This is a genomic window from Nocardia takedensis NBRC 100417, from assembly GCF_000308695.1.
Classification (GTDB): domain Bacteria; phylum Actinomycetota; class Actinomycetes; order Mycobacteriales; family Mycobacteriaceae; genus Nocardia; species Nocardia takedensis.
Genome location: NZ_BAGG01000088.1, coordinates 89,588 through 105,402, shown reverse-complemented (window position 1 = coordinate 105,402; position 15,815 = coordinate 89,588). Strand labels below are relative to the sequence as shown.

General features: G+C 70.0%; 15 protein-coding genes. 9 read left to right on the top strand and 6 right to left on the bottom strand.

The window, feature by feature from the left end:
- Positions 1-273: 273 nt before the first annotated feature.
- Positions 274-807 carry a recombination regulator RecX gene (gene recX, locus ON30_RS17995; RefSeq protein WP_040708649.1) on the top strand — a complete coding sequence of 178 codons (534 nt, stop codon included), beginning with the start codon at positions 274-276 and terminating at the stop codon, positions 805-807.
- A 155-nt stretch (positions 808-962) separates the two neighbouring features.
- Here recX and ON30_RS17990 read toward each other — a convergent pair whose 3' ends face one another.
- From ON30_RS17990 to ON30_RS17970, 5 genes are all read right to left on the bottom strand, one after another.
- Entirely contained in the window at positions 963-1,403 is a 441-nt protein-coding gene (locus ON30_RS17990) for a DUF1801 domain-containing protein (RefSeq protein ID WP_051029486.1), read from the bottom strand.
- Positions 1,400-2,299, bottom strand: a complete 900-nt coding sequence (locus tag ON30_RS17985; RefSeq protein ID WP_040708591.1) for an amino acid ABC transporter permease — start codon at positions 2,297-2,299, stop codon at positions 1,400-1,402. Before ON30_RS17985 ends, ON30_RS17990 begins: the two co-directional genes overlap by 4 nt.
- Complete coding sequence (locus ON30_RS17980) at positions 2,296-2,976, bottom strand: amino acid ABC transporter permease (protein ID WP_040708590.1); 681 nt, start codon at positions 2,974-2,976, stop codon at positions 2,296-2,298. The genes ON30_RS17985 and ON30_RS17980 overlap by 4 nt, the downstream gene beginning before the upstream one ends.
- 93 nt (positions 2,977-3,069) lie before the next feature.
- Positions 3,070-3,900 (bottom strand): glutamate ABC transporter substrate-binding protein, encoded by an 831-nt coding sequence (locus ON30_RS17975; RefSeq protein ID WP_040708589.1) that lies wholly within the window; start codon positions 3,898-3,900, stop codon positions 3,070-3,072.
- Positions 3,901-4,027: 127 nt separating this feature from the next.
- Positions 4,028-4,756 (bottom strand): amino acid ABC transporter ATP-binding protein, encoded by a 729-nt coding sequence (locus ON30_RS17970; protein WP_040708588.1) that lies wholly within the window; start codon positions 4,754-4,756, stop codon positions 4,028-4,030.
- Between the two features lie 273 nt (positions 4,757-5,029).
- On the opposite strand from ON30_RS17970, the gene miaB reads away from it, so the two are divergent.
- Both miaB and ON30_RS17960 read left to right on the top strand, forming a co-directional pair.
- Complete coding sequence (gene miaB, locus ON30_RS17965; protein WP_051029485.1) at positions 5,030-6,592, top strand: tRNA (N6-isopentenyl adenosine(37)-C2)-methylthiotransferase MiaB; 1,563 nt, start codon at positions 5,030-5,032, stop codon at positions 6,590-6,592.
- Positions 6,593-6,775: 183 nt separating this feature from the next.
- The gene (locus ON30_RS17960) at positions 6,776-7,387 is read left to right on the top strand and encodes an Rv2732c family membrane protein (protein WP_051029484.1); all 612 of its coding nucleotides are present in this window, start codon (positions 6,776-6,778) and stop codon (positions 7,385-7,387) included.
- 42 nt (positions 7,388-7,429) lie between these two features.
- Here the strand turns inward: ON30_RS17960 and ON30_RS17955 are convergent, their stop codons facing one another.
- Positions 7,430-8,809, bottom strand: coding sequence for a DUF349 domain-containing protein (locus ON30_RS17955; protein ID WP_040708586.1), 1,380 nt, complete (start codon positions 8,807-8,809; stop codon positions 7,430-7,432).
- Positions 8,810-9,102: 293 nt separating this feature from the next.
- On the opposite strand from ON30_RS17955, the gene ON30_RS17950 reads away from it, so the two are divergent.
- The 6 genes from ON30_RS17950 to ON30_RS17925 all read left to right on the top strand — a co-directional run bounded on the left by ON30_RS17950 (position 9,103) and on the right by ON30_RS17925 (position 15,644).
- Positions 9,103-9,852 (top strand): class III extradiol ring-cleavage dioxygenase family protein, encoded by a 750-nt coding sequence (locus ON30_RS17950; protein WP_040708585.1) that lies wholly within the window; start codon positions 9,103-9,105, stop codon positions 9,850-9,852.
- Between the two features lie 6 nt (positions 9,853-9,858).
- Positions 9,859-10,791 carry a tRNA (adenosine(37)-N6)-dimethylallyltransferase MiaA gene (gene miaA / locus ON30_RS17945; protein ID WP_040708584.1) on the top strand — a complete coding sequence of 311 codons (933 nt, stop codon included), beginning with the start codon at positions 9,859-9,861 and terminating at the stop codon, positions 10,789-10,791.
- The gene (locus ON30_RS17940; RefSeq protein WP_373282575.1) at positions 10,788-11,696 is read left to right on the top strand and encodes a TrmH family RNA methyltransferase; all 909 of its coding nucleotides are present in this window, start codon (positions 10,788-10,790) and stop codon (positions 11,694-11,696) included. The genes miaA and ON30_RS17940 overlap by 4 nt, the downstream gene beginning before the upstream one ends.
- 97 nt (positions 11,697-11,793) lie before the next feature.
- Positions 11,794-12,675, top strand: coding sequence for a diaminopimelate epimerase (dapF, locus tag ON30_RS17935; RefSeq protein WP_040708645.1), 882 nt, complete (start codon positions 11,794-11,796; stop codon positions 12,673-12,675).
- Between the two features lie 185 nt (positions 12,676-12,860).
- Positions 12,861-14,309: a GTPase HflX gene (gene hflX, locus ON30_RS17930; RefSeq protein ID WP_040708644.1), complete on the top strand. Its 1,449-nt coding sequence runs from the start codon at positions 12,861-12,863 to the stop codon at positions 14,307-14,309.
- A 474-nt stretch (positions 14,310-14,783) separates the two neighbouring features.
- Entirely contained in the window at positions 14,784-15,644 is an 861-nt protein-coding gene (locus ON30_RS17925; RefSeq protein ID WP_051029483.1) for a lysophospholipid acyltransferase family protein, read from the top strand.
- Positions 15,645-15,815 lie beyond the last annotated feature (171 nt).

The following is a 15,815-nucleotide window of genomic DNA, read 5'->3' as shown; positions in this document are numbered from 1 at the left end:
ATGCGCCGCCGCCTGGTCGAACTCGGTGTCGACATTCCCGAGCAGGCGCCGCCCCGCCGTGAGCGCGGGGCCACCCGACCCGTCCGGTCGGCCGAAGGTGGTTCGGCCGATGCGGACATCCCCGGCACCCGGTCGAGCGCACCCGATCCGCAGCGGGCGCGCTCGACCGGGGCCGCATCCCGAAGCGGGCGATCCCGAGGTGGTCGCCGTGCGCGATTCGGGGCGGACTCGTCGCCCGATGAGGTGGACGCGCCGGCCCGCGACTCGGATCCGGTGGCGGCCGGATCCGAGCGCGGCGCCCGGCGCACGCCGCAGGGCGGCACCGTGGAACAGGCGAAGGAAGCGTGCCTGCGTCTGTTGGCCGTCCGCGCCCGCAGTCGCGCCGAACTGGCGGGGCGGCTCGCGGACAAGGGCTACACCGACGAGGTCACCGAGAGCGCGCTGACCCGCCTCGCCGAGGTGGGTCTGATCGATGACGCCGCTTTCGCCGAAGAGTGGGTGCGCTCCCGGCACACCTACTCCGGCAAGGGAAAACAGGCTCTCGCCCAGGAACTGCGCCGCAAGGGCGTGGCGGCGGCCGACGCCGACGCGGCCCTGTCCGCCATCTCCGGCGAGGACGAGACCGATCGCGCCGCCGAATTGGTCCGCCGCAAACTGCGCACCATTCCCCACGACGTGGATCGCGAGAAGGTCATGGGCCGCTTGGTCGGCATGCTCGCCCGTCGCGGCTACGGCCACGGTACGGCCTACGCCGTCGTGAAAGCCGAATTGGCACAGCATGAGTCGGAGCGTTCGGGCGAGATCTGAGGAGTCCGGCGTGCTGTTCGGATGAGCCCGCGCGGCGGGGCTCTCGGCGCGCTCCGCCAGCGGGAATTCCGGTATCGGTCGAGCGGTGGCCACGGGGCCGCTACGACGGCTGTCGATGGCCGGCGAGGCCGGGCGACTTCGGCTGGATCGACCTGTCACCGCTCGGGTTCGCCGTAGAGGCGTTCGCCCGCGGTGCGGCGTCGGTCGAGATCGGCGAGGATCTCGCGCAGCGTGTCGAGGTTCAGATCGCTCAGCTTCTTGAAGCGGATGCAGGATTTCCCGCAGTCGACCTTGCCGAGACGGTCGGCGTGGGTTTCGGCGACGTACTGTCCGTCGACGATCGCGGCCAGGTACAGCGAGACGTAGTTCTTGCGCGGAGCCAAGGAGACCACCGGCCACCGGGTGGTCTCCTTGGCACTCTTGCTTCGGTAGGGCAGCAAGCCGTAGGCGAGCATGGTCGGGCCCGACCCGTCGAACAGGACCGGCTCGAAACCCGGTGCGCTGGAGCGGATCACCGCGTCCAGCGCCCGCAGTTCCTCGGCCCGGGGGCCCGTGCCCGCCAGGAACCGCTCGAACTCCGCCTCCGGGATGCTCATTTCTTGGTGATGTCCATGCCCGGGGTGGCGTCGGTGATCACCGAATCCGGGGCCAGCACCGTCGCGCCGCGTCCCGCGCGTCGGCCGGTGCGCAGGCGGCGTTCCACGGCGGTCGCCACCCAGGTCAGCGCGCTGTTGAGGGCGATCATCAGGATCGCGACCACGATCAGGGTGGGGATCGTGTTCTGTTCGGCGGCGCCCAGTTGCAGGCCGTTGCGCACGACCTCCTCGTAGGTGATGACGTAACCCAGCGCCGAATCCTTCAGCGCCACCACCATCTGCGAGATCAGCGCGGGCAGCATCGCGGTGATCGCCTGCGGCAGCAGTACCAACCGCATGAGCTGGCCTTTGCGCATGCCCAGCGCCACCGCGGCCTCGGTCTGTCCTTTGGGCAGCGAGCGGATGCCCGCGCGGACGATCTCGGCGATGACCGAGGCGTTGTAGATGGTCAGCGCGGTGACCACGGCGGCCAGCGCCAGGTATTCCGAGTCGAACAGGTCGTATTCGGAATACAGCGCGAACAGGAAGATCATCAGGATCAGCACGGGGATCGAGCGGGCGACCTCGACCACGGTGCCCGCACCCCATCGCACCGCGCGGTGTTCGGAGAGGCGCGCGACGCCGAAGATCATGCCGAAGATCAGCGCCAGCACGATGGACAGCACCGCGGCGGTGATCGTGCCTTGCAGACCGGGCAGCAGGTAGGTGGTCCAGACGTCCAGGTCGAGGAACGGTTCCCACTTCGCGGCGTCGAACTGTCCCTGGTTGTCGAAGCCGCGATAGACGACCCACAGGGCCGCGACCACGGCGACGACGACGATCAGCGAGTAGACGGTGTTGCGGATGCGCGCTTTGGGGCCGGGCGCGTCGAACAGGACCGAGGGTTGGGCGCTCATCGGGCGACTTCCAATCGTTGGGCGAGGTAGCCGAACAGCAGGCCCATCGGCAGGGTCAGCACGACGAAGCCGATCATGAAGATCGCGCCGATCGAGACCAGGGCGGCCTCGGATTCGATCATTTCCGACATCAGGAACGAGGCTTCGGCGACACTGATGGCCGAGGCCACCGTCGAATTCTTGGTCAGGGCGATCAACACGCTGCCCAGCGGGGCGACCACCGAGCGGAATGCCTGCGGCAGCACGATCAGGCGCAGGTTCTGGATGAAGGTCAGGCCCAGCGAGCGGCCCGCCTCGGACTGGCCGAGGGAGACGGTGTTGATGCCCGCGCGCAGCGATTCGCAGACGAAGGCCGCGGTGTAGACGCTCAGGCCGACCACGGCCCAGCGGAAGTTGTTGTCGGCCAACGAATCGGGGCCGTCGGCCGCGAGCTTGAACCGCAGGGTGGAGTAGAGTCCGATCGAGCAGAACACCAGGATCAGGGTCAGCGGGGTGTTGCGGAAGATCGTGACATAAGCGGTGCCGACCCAGCGGGCGACCGGAACCGGCGATACTCGCATCCCGGCGACGATCGTGCCGAGCACGAGGGCGCCGATGGCGGAGAATACCGTCAGCTTGATCGTCACCCAGAAGGCGTCGAGCAGTTGACTGTCGTAGCGTGAGATCAGGTCAAACACGGCGAGTGCGCGCCTCCGATCGGGATGGGGGGTGGCTCGGACGAGCCGAGGTCGGGCGGTGCGGGAAGGCCCGCCCGACCTCGCGACTCGGAATCAGTAGCGGTTGACCGTCGGCGCGGCCGGGGTGGGGTAGCTGGCGGCCTTGCCCACCGAATCCTGGAACGCCTTGTCCCAGGAGCCGTCGGCGAACATGGCCGTGATCGCGTCGTTGACCTTGTCGCGCAGTTCCTTGTCGCCCTTCTTCAGGCCGATGCCGTAGTTCTCGACCGTGAACGGCTTGCCGACGACCTTGTACTGGCCCGGCGACTGCGAGGCATAGCCGGCCAGGATGATGTCGTCGGTGGTGACGGCGGCGACCGCGCCGCTGGCCAGGCTCTCCAGGCACAGCGAGTAGGTGTCGTAGGTCTGCAACTGGGTGCCCGGGTAGGACTTCTCGATGTTCTGCGCCGGGGTGGAGCCCTTCACCGAGCACACGGTCTTGCCCTTGAGCGAATCGGGACCGGTGATGTCGGTGTTGTCGGCCTTGACCAGCAGCGACTGGCCCGCGATGTAGTAGGGGCCCGCGAAGTCGACCTTTTCCTTGCGCTTGTCGTTGATCGAGTAGGTGGCCACGACCAGGTCGACCTGGCCGTTCTCGATCAGCGTCTCGCGCTGGGCGGAGGGGGCCTCTTTGAAGGTGAGCCCGTCCGGGGAGACGCCGAGCTTGTTGGCGACGTACTTGGCGACCTCGACGTCGAAGCCGCTGTAGGTGCCGTCCTTGGTGCGCAGACCCAGGCCCGGCTGATCGAACTTGATACCGATGGTGAGCTTGCCGTCCTGGGCGTTGTCGAGGGCGGCCTTGTCGCCGCCGCCGCCACAGGCGGTGACGGTGAGCGCCAGGGCGATGGCCCCGACACCGAGACGCAGTGCGTGAGTGATCCTCATCTGTTCTGACTCCTCTGCTGTGCTGCTGTGCCGCGGGCGTTCCGTCGGTGCGGACGGTCGCGGTAGGATTCGAGTGCGGTTGTGGGGCCGCCCGGTTCGGTGGCTGATCGGTCGGTGGCCCGGTCGGTCAGTGGCTCAGGATCTTGCCGAGGAAGTCCTTGGCGCGATCGGATTTCGGTGCGGTGAAGAAGGTTTCGGGGTCGGTGTCCTCGACGACCTGGCCGTCGGCCATGAACAGGACGCGGTCGCCCGCGCGGCGCGCGAAGCCCATCTCGTGGGTGACGACCAGCATGGTCATGCCTTCTTTGGCGAGGGAGACCATGACTTCGAGCACCTCGTTGACCATTTCCGGGTCAAGGGCCGAGGTCGGTTCGTCGAACAGCATCACCTTCGGGCTCATCGCCAGCGCGCGGGCGATCGCCACGCGCTGCTGCTGTCCGCCGGACAGTTGCGCGGGGTACTTGTCGGCCTGGTTGGCGATGCCGACCCGTTCCAACAGTTCCATCGCACGGGTGCGGGCGGCGTCCTTCTTGATCTTGCGGACCTTGATCGGGGCGAGCATCACGTTCTCGACGATGCTCTTGTGGGCGAAGAGGTTGAACGACTGGAAGACCATGCCGACGTCGGCGCGCAGGGCGGCCAGGCCCTTGCCCTCGGCGGGCAGCGGTACGCCGTCGATGGCGATGTCGCCGGAGTCGATCGGTTCGAGTCGGTTGATGGTGCGGCACAGGGTCGACTTGCCCGAACCGGAGGGTCCGAGCACGATGACCACCTGTCCGCGCGGTACTTCGAGGTTGACATCGCGCAGCACATGCAGATCGCCGAAGTGCTTGTCCACCTTGCGTATCGAGATCATGGGCGGCGCGTCGCCGGAGTTTTTCGTTGTAGCGTCCGAAGTCCCGGACGTTGCTTTCCCGGTCGTGGCGGGCGCTGCATCGGCGTCGGTCATGGTCACTGACCTTAAGCGGAAAACAGCGTTTTGCCCCGCTTTCCATGACACGCCGAACCGCCGCGCCGATTCGTCATGCCGCCGTAACCTCGTGGTTCACCCTCGGAATTCCCCGCGCGAGCCCGGAGCCTGCACGGATGCGCTCGTCGGAGCCGATTCGGACCCCCGTACCCTGGACCCGTGGATTCGATCGGACAGACCGCGCTGCATCCCGCCCCGCTCGACGTAGATGGCCCAGCGCGCAGTTACGAAGTCCGCACCTTCGGTTGCCAGATGAACGTGCACGATTCCGAGCGCTTGTCCGGCCTGCTCGAGGATGCGGGATATGTCAAGGCCGCGCCGGGCGCGACGGCCGATCTCGTCGTGTTCAACACCTGCGCGGTCCGGGAGAACGCCGACAACAAGCTCTACGGCACCCTCGGCCACCTCGCGCCGATCAAGGCCGGTCGGCCGGGGATGCAGATCGCGGTCGGCGGGTGCCTGGCGCAGAAGGACCGCGACGTGGTCGTGCGCAAGGCGCCGTGGGTCGACGTGGTCTTCGGCACCCACAACATCGGGTCGCTGCCGGTGCTGCTCGAACGCGCCCGGCACAACGCCGAAGCGCAGGTCGAGATCCTGGAATCGCTCGAGGCGTTCCCGTCCACCCTGCCCGCCAAGCGCGAGTCGGCCTACGCGGGCTGGGTGTCGATCTCGGTGGGCTGCAACAACACCTGCACCTTCTGTATCGTGCCCGCGCTGCGCGGCAAGGAGGTCGACCGCCGTCCGGGCGACGTGCTCGCCGAGGTGCGCGCGCTGGTCGAGCAGGGCGTGCTCGAGGTCACCCTGCTCGGGCAGAACGTCAACTCCTACGGCGTCAACTTCGTCGATCCCACCGAGGAGCGCGACCGCAGCGCCTTCGCGAAACTGCTGCGGGCCTGCGGTGACATCGACGGACTCGAGCGGGTGCGCTTCACCTCACCGCACCCGGCCGAATTCACCGACGACGTGATCGAGGCCATGGCGCAGACCCCGAACATCTGCCCGCAACTGCACATGCCGTTGCAATCCGGGTCCGACCGGGTGCTCAAGTCGATGCGCCGTTCCTATCGCAAGCAGCGCTTCCTCGGCATCATCGAGAAGGTGCGCGAGGCCATGCCGCACGCGTCCATCACCACCGACATCATCGTCGGCTTCCCCGGCGAGACCGAGGAGGATTTCCAGGAGACGCTGGACGTGGTCCGCCGCGCCCGTTTCACCAGCGCTTACACCTTCCAGTACTCCAAGCGGCCCGGCACGCCCGCCGCCGAGATGGCCGATCAGCTGCCCAAGGCGGTCGTGCAGGAACGCTACGACCGGCTGATCGCCTTGCAGGAGCAGATGTCGCTGGAGGCGAATCAGGCGCTGGTCGGCGTCGAGGTGGAACTGCTGGTCGCCGACGGCGCGGGCAAGAAGAACGCGGCCACCGCGCGGATGAGCGGACGCGCGCGCGACGGCAGACTGGTGCACTTCCGGCCCGGCGGGACCGCCGAGGCGATCCGCCCGGGCGACATCGTCACCGTCGACATCACCGCGGCCGCGCCGCACCACCTGATCGCCGACGCCTCCGTCAAGAGTCATCGACGCACCCGCGCGGGTGACGCCCACGAACGCGGCGTCACCCCGAAGACCGCGCCGATCGGTGTCGGTCTCGGGCTGCCGCGGCTCGGCGCGCCCGCGCCGCAACCGGTCGCCGTGTCGGGGTGCGCCACCGGCTGCGGAAGCTGAGGTCGGGCACCGATGGGCGCGTCCGACGCGGAGGACCCGGGCACAACCGGCGGGGCGCGCGACGGTGATCCGCGGCCGGACCGTACTACCGGACGTAGTGGGTCGCCCGACGCCGAGCGGGACGCGGATGGCACAGTGGACGGGTCCGGTGCGGTCGGCGAATCAGAAGGAGACGAGGGCGCAGTGAACTCGGTCGGGAACAGCGGCGTCGCCGAAGGCGGCGGCTCGGCGAACAACGGCGAATTCGAGCAGTTCCGCGACGAGATCGACGCGGTCGAGCGGCGCATCGCCGGCGAGATCGACCCGGGTGTGCGCGCCATGGTCGTCGCCGTCGCGGTCTTCGTGCTGCTGCTGTCGCTGGTCCTGCCGCACACCGGCACCGCGCGCGGCTTCGACGTGCTGCTCAACACCGACGCGAGCCGGATCGAACACATCGGACTGCCCTCGCGGGTGTTCGTGTGGTTCGTGATCACCTTCGGCATCGGGTTCTCGCTGCTGGCGCTGATGACCCGACGCTGGGTGCTGGCCTGGATCGCCGTCGCGGGGTCGGCCGTCGCGAGCGTGTTCGGCGTGCTCTCGATCTGGCACCGTCAGACCCCCGGCCTCGGCAACTACGTCGGCACGGGCCCGGGGATCGGCCTGATCATCGGCACCGTCGCGATCATGGTGCTGACCTTCCACTGGGTGCGCGTGGTGTGGAGTCGCACCGCCGTGCACCTGGAAGCCGAGGAACAGCGTCGCATCGCCGCCGCCGAGGCCGAGAAGAACGACCGCGACCGCTACACCGGTCAGTGAGCGGCGGGCCGGTCCGACATCGGCCCGGCCCACCCGCGGATCTCAGAGATTGCTGACCGCGCCCTCGGCGGCGTCGGCCCACTCGCGCCACTGCCGGGCCTGCTCGAGCGCTTTCTCCGCGTCGCGCGCCTTGCCCGCGGCCTGCGCCTTGGCGGCCTGCTCCTCGAACTGGGCGACCTTCTCGCGGAACTGCGCCGCGCGCGCCATGGCCTCGGGATCGGAGCGCCGCCACTGCGCGTCGACGGCGTCGCGGACCCGCTTCTCGATCGCGCGCAGGCGACCCTCGAGTTCCTGCATCCGCTCGCGCGGGACCTTGCCGACCGCGTCCCAGCGATCCTGGAGTTCGCGCAGCGCGTTGCGGGCCGCGTCCAGACCGTTGGCCGGATCGATGTGGTCGTAGGCGGCCAGCAGTTCTTCCTTGGCGGTGGCGTTGTGCTCGAATTCGGCGTCGCGTTCGGAGGCCGCGGCGTTGCGGGCGGCGAAGAACACGTCCTGGGCGCTCTTGAACCGCCGCCACAGCGCTTCGTCGGCCTCACGCGGCGCGCGACCGGCCGCCTTCCACTCGGTCAGCAGGTCACGGAAGACCGCGGCGGTGCCGGACCAGTCGGTGGAGCCGGACAGTTCCTCGGCCCGCACGCACAGTTCCTCTTTGCGGGTCTTGGCGGCGGCGCGTTCGCGATCCAGGTCGGCGAAGTGCGCGCCGCGACGGCGGTTGAACGCCTCGCGGGCCTTGGAATAGCGCTTCCACAGCGCGTCGTCGACCTTGCGGTCCACCCCGCGGATGGATTTCCACTCGTCGAGGATCTCGCGCAACCGGTCGCCCGCCGCCTTCCACTGGGTGGATTCGGCGGCGATCTTCTCGGCCTCCAGGCAGAGCACTTCCTTGCGTTCGGTGTGCTCGTGCCGGGCGCGTTCCTTCTCCTCCTTGGCGTGGGCGGCAGCCTCCTCGGAGTGTTCGGTGATGACCCGCAGACGTTGTGCCAGGCCGTCGATGTCACCGATGACCGCGGCGGTGGGCAGCGATTCGGCGAGCGCGAGCGCGGCCGTCCTGGTCTTGCGGGCGTCCGCGCCCGCGGCGAGTCTGGCCTCGAGCAGCGCGACCTCGGTGGCCAGGTCGTCGAAGCGGCGGCCGAAGTGGGCCAGCCCCTCGTCGGCGTCACCGGCCTGCCAGGAACCCACGACCCGCTCGCCCTCGGCGGTCTTGACCCAGGCGGTGCCGTCCTCGTCGACGCGACCCCACGCGCTGGGGTCGGTGACGGTGGGCACGACCACCGGGTGCGGATGCTGCTGGGCGGGGCCGGGTGCGGGCTTGACCGCGTGCGGCTTGGGATGCGGGGTGGGGCCGCCGCCGGGTTTCGGGACGCCGGACGGTCGCGGTGCGTTGCCGGGGGTGGCCTTCGCGGTTCCGTTGCTGTCGCTCATCGCTCTCCGTCCCTGCCGCGCGTCACGGCTGCCTGCTTACGCCCTGGCTCGTCCCATTCAACCCGGTCCGAGCGCTCGCGACCATCGTCGTCGCTTCCAGCGGCCGTTCGCGGGCCGCTCGACCCGTGGTGACCTGCGTGGTAGCACCTCGACACTATCAATCTCGACCCGAATTGACGCAGAGACACTCGAAGCGCGCCCCCGGGGCCGACCGCGCCGCACATGCCCCGGACAGGGCAGGCGGCGGGGCCTGCGGTCGCGGTGACCGGTCCGCCGGCGGCTACCTTTGTGAGGTGTTCTCCATTGCGGCCCTCATCCCGTCGCCGCCGATCCTGGTCCCCGAACTGGCGGGCGCGGCGCGTGCGGGGACCGACGACCCCGACGATCCGATCCCGACGCTGCGGGCGGCGGTCGCGGCGGCGGTCGGGGAGTTGGCCGCGCACTGCGCGCGGTGGACGGTGCTCGGCGTGGGCGACGAGGACGCCGAGTCGGGGCCGGAGTCGATCGGGACGTTCAAGGGGTACGGCGTCGACGTCACGGTGGCGCTGTCGCCCGCGGCCGAGGGCGGCATCCCCGATCCGCTGCTGCCGTTGCCCGCGCTGCTGGCGGGCAACCTGCGGGCGCGACACGCGCCCGAGGCGAGCGTGTCGGTGCGCGTGCTGGCCCGCGACACCCCCGTCGAACGCTGCGTGGCGGTGGGGGAGCGATTGCGCGCCGAACTCGACGCCGTCGCGGAACCGAGGGGCGTGCTGGTGGTCGCCGACGGCGCCACCACACTCACCCTGAAGTCGCCCGGTTACCTGGACGAACGCGCCGAAGCCCAGCAGCAGGCCCTGGATCGGGCGCTGAGCGCGGGCGATCGCGCGGGCCTGCTCGCGCTGGACCCGAAGCTGTGCGCGGAACTGGGGATCTCCGGCCGCGCCGCCTATCAAGCCGCGGCCGGTCTGTTCGCCGCCGACCCCGAGGTGCGGACCCGCTATCGCGCCGCGCCTTTCGGCGTCGGTTACTTCGTCGGCCTGTGGCGGCCCGGCGGTACGGAATGAGTACGGATGAGTCGTGACCCGCTCACCCCGATCGCGGTCGTCGGACCGACCGCGACGGGCAAATCCGATCTCGGGCTCGCGCTGGCCGAACGCCTGGGCGGCGAGATCGTCAACATCGACGCGATGCAGTTGTACCGGGGCATGGACATCGGCACCGCCAAACTTCCCGAGGACGAGCGGCGCGGTATCCCGCACCACCAACTCGACGTGCTCGAGGTCACCGAGTACGCGACGGTCGCCGCCTACCAGAGCGCCGCGTCCGCCGACGTGGCCGCGATCCGCGCGCGGGGGCGGGTGCCGATCATCGTCGGCGGTTCGATGATGTACGCGCAGGCACTGCTGGACCAGTGGGAGTTCCCGGCCACCGATCCCGAGGTGCGGGCCCGTTGGGAGGATCTGCTCGACCGCGAAGGGGTCGCCGCGGTGCACGAGGCGCTGCGCGCGGCCGATCCGGTGGCGGCGCGTACGATTCTGCCGACCGACGGCAGGCGCATGGTGCGCGCGCTCGAGGTGGTCGAACTCACCGGCCGCCCGTTCGCGGCCTCGGCCCCCGTCATCGGCGAACCGCGCTGGGGAACAACGATTCTCGGCGTGGATCGGGACACCGAGGAACTGGACGCCCGGATCGAGCTCCGCACCGCGCGGATGTTCGAGCAGGGGCTGGTCGAGGAGGTGCGCGCGCTGATCGACCGGGGTCTGCGCGCGGGCGTCACCGCGCGTCGCGCCATCGGTTACGCGCAAGTCCTCGCCTACCTGGACAACGAATACGACCTGAACCACGCGCGGGAACGCACGCTGATCGGCACCCGTCGCTACGTGCGGCGACAGCGCTCGTGGTTCCGTCGCGATCCCCGGGTGCACTGGGTCGACGGTGCCGATCCGGATCTCGCGGCGACCGCGCTGACCCTGCTCGACTCGACCGAACGGACCGCACCTTGATCGATGGACACGACCGGCCCACCGGAGGCACGCGCGCGGGGCAGGGACGCGGGGCGGCCGGTGATCTCGCGCCGCGCCGGGTCCGCACCCGCAACGCCTCGGTCCAGGTGTGGGAGGCGTACCTGTCGAATCGGGCCACCCGCAACCGCGACGGCCGTTTCCTGGTGCAGGGCGTGCGCCCGATCAGCCAGGCCGTCGCCAACGGTTGGCCGCTCGAGACGCTGCTGTACCGGCTCGGCGCGCCGGAGTTGTCCGGGTGGGCCAGGGAACTGCTCGACACCGCCGAGATCCCGTGCGTCGGCCTGGTGCCCGAACTCATGGCCGAACTGGGCGAGAAGTCCGCGGGCATACCGGAGGTCGTGGCCGTGGCCATCTCGCGGACCAACGACCTGGCGACCTACGAACCGGGGGAGCCCGGCGAGACGCCGCCGGTGATCGTGGTGTTCGACCGCCCCAATTCGCCCGGCAACCTCGGCACGCTGATCCGGTCCGCGGACGCCTTCGGCGCGTCGGCGGTGATCGTCACCGGGCACGGCGCCGACCAGTACGACCCGCAGGCGGTGCGCGCCTCGACCGGATCGCTGTTCGCGGTGCCGGTGTTCCGCGCGGCGGGGGCCGCCCAGGTGCTCGACCTGCGCGACCGGCAGATCGCGCGCGGGATACCGACCCGCGTCGTCGGCACCGACGAACACGGCTCCCACCCCGTGTTCGACCACGATTTCACCGAATCCACCATCCTGGTCGTCGGCAACGAGACCAGCGGGATGAGCGCGGCCTGGCAGGCGGCCTGCGACGATCTGGTCTCCATCCCGATGGGCGGCACCGCCAGTTCGCTCGGCGCGCCCTCGGCGGGCGCGGTCGCGCTCTACGAAATATCCCGGCAGCGCCGCACGTTCGCCCGGTAGCGGCCCGCGAGCGGAGTGCACCGCCCGCGCGGTCGCGGCGGTACCGGATAATCGGAGTCGGACCATCCGGAGACAGGAAGTGGGCAGCGTGGCGGACATCGAGTTCACCAAGGGGCACGGCACCGAGAACGATTTCGTCGTGCTACCCGACCTCGACGTGCGCCTCGACCTGTCCGTGCGGCGGATCACCGCCCTGTGCGACCGGCAGCGCGGGCTCGGCGCGGACGGGGTGCTGCGGGTGGCGAAGGCGGGGGCGCTGCGCGCGGCGGGCGTGCTCGACGCGCTGCCGGACGGCGTCGCCGCCGCGGACTGGTTCATGGACTACCGCAACGCGGACGGGTCGATCGCCGAGATGTGCGGCAACGGTGTGCGGGTCTTCGCCCACTACCTGGCCGCGACCGGGTTGGAGAGCCGCGCGGAGTACGTGGTCGGCAGTCGCGCCGGGGCCAGGCCGGTCACCGTGCACGCGGCCGGTCCGGCGCACGGCGAGGTCACCGTGGGGATGGGCGCGGTGCGTTCGCTGGGGGCCTCGACGGCGACCATCGGCGGCTGGGGCTACCCGGGAATCGGCATCGACGTGGGGAATCCGCATCTGGCCTGCGTCGACCCGGAGTTGTCGGCCGAGGCGCTGGCGAAACTGGACCTGACCGTCTCGCCCGGATACGACCCCGACCTGTTCCCGCTAGGGGTCAACATCGAGATCCTGACCCCGCTCGACGGCGACCGCGTGGCCGATATGCGCGTCTACGAACGCGGCGTCGGCGAAACCCGTTCCTGCGGAACGGGAACCGTGGCCGCGGCGGCCGCCGCGCTGAGCGCCGAGGGCTTCGACCTGGCCTCCGATTCCGGCGAGGTGCGCATCCGCGTCCCCGGCGGCGAGGTCGGCGTGGGCTTGGCGGCGGGGCAGGCGCGGCTGCGCGGACCCTCGGTGCTGGTGGCCACGGGACGCCTGGCCGAACAGTGGTGGACCGGGCTCTGAGCGGGGCCCGGCGGGAATATCGAATGCGCTGACCCGCGACGACGTGGCAGCATGGATGGTGTATGAGCAATTCAGAGAGATTCGACATCACTTCCGCCGACGGTGACGAGCGCGCCGAGGCGGGCGAGGATGTCACCGCGGCCGACTACGGCGACGACGACCCGGTGGCCGCCCACGCCGCCCGGATGGCCGAGCGCGAACAGCGGCTGCGCGGCACCCGGCACGCGGGCTGGTCGGCGGCCCCGACCACCGGCGAGCTCCAGTTGGAGGACCGCAGTTCGCTGCGCCGCGTCGCCGGGCTGTCCACCGAGCTCACCGACATCACCGAGGTCGAGTACCGGCAACTCCGGTTGGAGCGGGTGGTGCTGGTCGGGGTGTGGACCAGTGGCACCGCCGCCCAGGCCGACGCCAGCATGGCCGAATTGGCGCTGCTGGCCGAGACCGCGGGGTCGCAGGTGCTCGAGGCGCTGATCCAGCGGCGCGACAAACCCGATCCGGCCACCTACATCGGCTCCGGCAAGGCCGAGGAACTGCGCGCGGTGGTGCTGGACTCCGGGGCCGACACCGTCATCTGCGACGGTGAGCTGACCCCGGCGCAGCTGACCGCGTTGGAGAAGGTCGTCAAGGTCAAGGTGATCGACCGCACGGCGCTGATCCTGGACATCTTCGCCCAGCACGCCACCTCCAGCGAGGGCAAGGCGCAGGTCGCGCTGGCGCAGATGGAGTACATGCTGCCGCGCCTGCGCGGCTGGGGCGAGTCGATGTCGCGCCAGGCGGGCGGCCGGGCGGGCAGCAACGGCGGCGTGGGTCTGCGCGGTCCCGGTGAGACGAAGATCGAGACCGACCGTCGGCGCATCCGCGAGCGGATGGCCAAGCTGCGCCGCGAAATCCGCGAGATGAAGACCGCGCGCGACACCAAGCGGGCGCGTCGCGATTCCAGCGGCGTCCCCTCGGTGGCGATCGTGGGCTACACCAACGCCGGCAAGTCGAGTCTGATGAACACGTTGACCGGCGCGGGTCTGCTGGTGCAGGACGCGCTGTTCGCCACCCTCGACCCGACCACCCGCCGGGCCGCGCTCGACGACGGTCGCGAGGTCGTGTTCACCGACACCGTCGGTTTCGTGCGCCACCTGCCCACCCAGTTGGTCGAGGCGTTCCGTTCGACGCTGGAGGAGGTGACGGGCGCGGATCTGCTGCTGCACGTGGTGGACGGGTCCGATCCCATGCCCGCGGGTCAGATCGAGGCGGTGCGCGAGGTGATCACCGACGTGATCAAGGAGCAGGGCGCGTCCGCGCCGCCGGAACTGCTGGTGGTCAACAAGATCGACGCGGTCGACCCGACGGAGCTGACGAGGTTGCGCGGTCTGCTGCCGGACGCGGCGTTCGTCTCCGCGCACAGCGGCGTCGGGATCGAGCAGTTGCGGGCGCGGTTGGCCGAGGTGCTCGGCGGCTTGGACGTGGAGGTCAGCGTGCTGCTGCCGTACACCCGTGGCGATCTGCTGGCACGCATCCACGCCGACGGTCGGATCATCTCCTCCGAGCACGAGGAGGGCGGCACCCGGGTGCGCGCCCGCGTGCCGCACGCGTTGGCGGCGTCGCTGGCGGAATTCGCGCACGCGGGCACCGCGAGCTGATTCGCGTTCCTGGGCCATCGCTCCCCGGATATCGGCGGCCGCGGCGGAGAATTCGATCATGAATTCGCCGCCGCGGCTTCCTTTTCCCGGACAAAACTGTCCGGTTTGCTCGGCGGGTCGCGTCGATTGTTGTCTTCGCCACATTCTTCTGTGCTGTCCCGGTCCGCGCGGCAATCGCGACAGTCGGATGCGCGCGGCTACCTCCCCGCTAGCCGACCCGGGGTGCGTTCCAGCTGGATTCCGCTGATCGTCAGGCGATTTCGGTATCGGCGAGTACCGCCGCGGCCGATCGGCGCGGACGGATCCGGCGGGTCGCGGGACCGTCGGAGGCCACTTCCGGGCCATCGCGCGGCGGGCTCAGGAGCCATACCGATCGGGTACCGTGGGTGACCGAGGCCGCATCCACATGCGGCGCAGGGGACGCACATTCCACTACGACGAAGTGCTGGGATCCGACATTCGATGGAGACACCGATGCTTGAATCCTCGCGTACCGAGGTGACCCTTTCCGACGGCGCACCGCTCGAGGTCGCCTTGGACGAAACCGATCTGCGGGTGCTCGAGGCGCTGCTCGCGCCGCTGCGCGCGTGGACCAGTCCACGTTTCCACGGGCTGGACAACATTCCCGCCGACGGCCCGGTGCTATTGGTCGGCAACCACAATCTGATGGGCGTCATCGACGCCCCGCTGCTGATGCCCGAAGTGTTGCGCACCCGCGGCAGGCTCATTCGCGGACTGGCCGAGAATCTGCTCATCTCGGTGCCCGGCGTGCGGCATTTCCTGCACTACTACGGGTCGGTTCGCGGCACCCGCGACAATTGCATGACGCTGCTGCGGCGCGGTGAGGCGGTCATCGTCTTCCCGGGCGGCGGTCGCGAGGCGATCCGCCGCAAGGACGAGAAGTACGTCCTCAAATGGGAGGGCCGCACCGGCTTCGCGCGGATGGCCATCGAGGCGGGCGCGCCGATCGTGCCGGTCGCGATGATCGGCATCGATGACGCCTACGACATCGTCTTCGACGGCGACCACCCGGTCATGCGGCCGGTGCGCTGGGCCGTGCAGGCCCTGGGCCTGAAAACGAACCTGACCCCGCCGTTGCTGCGCGGGCTCGGTCCGACGGCGTTGCCGCGCCCGGAGCGCTTCTACTTCTCCGCGGGCACCCCGATCGACCCGGCCCCCTGGCGCGACGCCGAGGATCTGGACGCGGCCGCATCCGAGTTGCGCGACGTGGTCCGCAAGAGCCTCGAGGAGGAGTTGACCTTCCTGTTCGCCGAACGCGACCGCGATTCCGGTCGCGGCCTGCTCGGTCGGTTGCGGTCGGCCCTGCCCGTCTGAGCGGCGGCCCACCGGGTGCGGCGGTGAGGCGGGGGTTCGGCCGATAAACGAACATCGGTTCCCATCCGGTCCAGGTGAGACAACGATTTCGGGACCAGAAGTGAACAACGGTTCTCATTCCGGGTACCGTGTGTGACAACGACGGGTCGGTGTGGACCGGCCGGTGTGGTC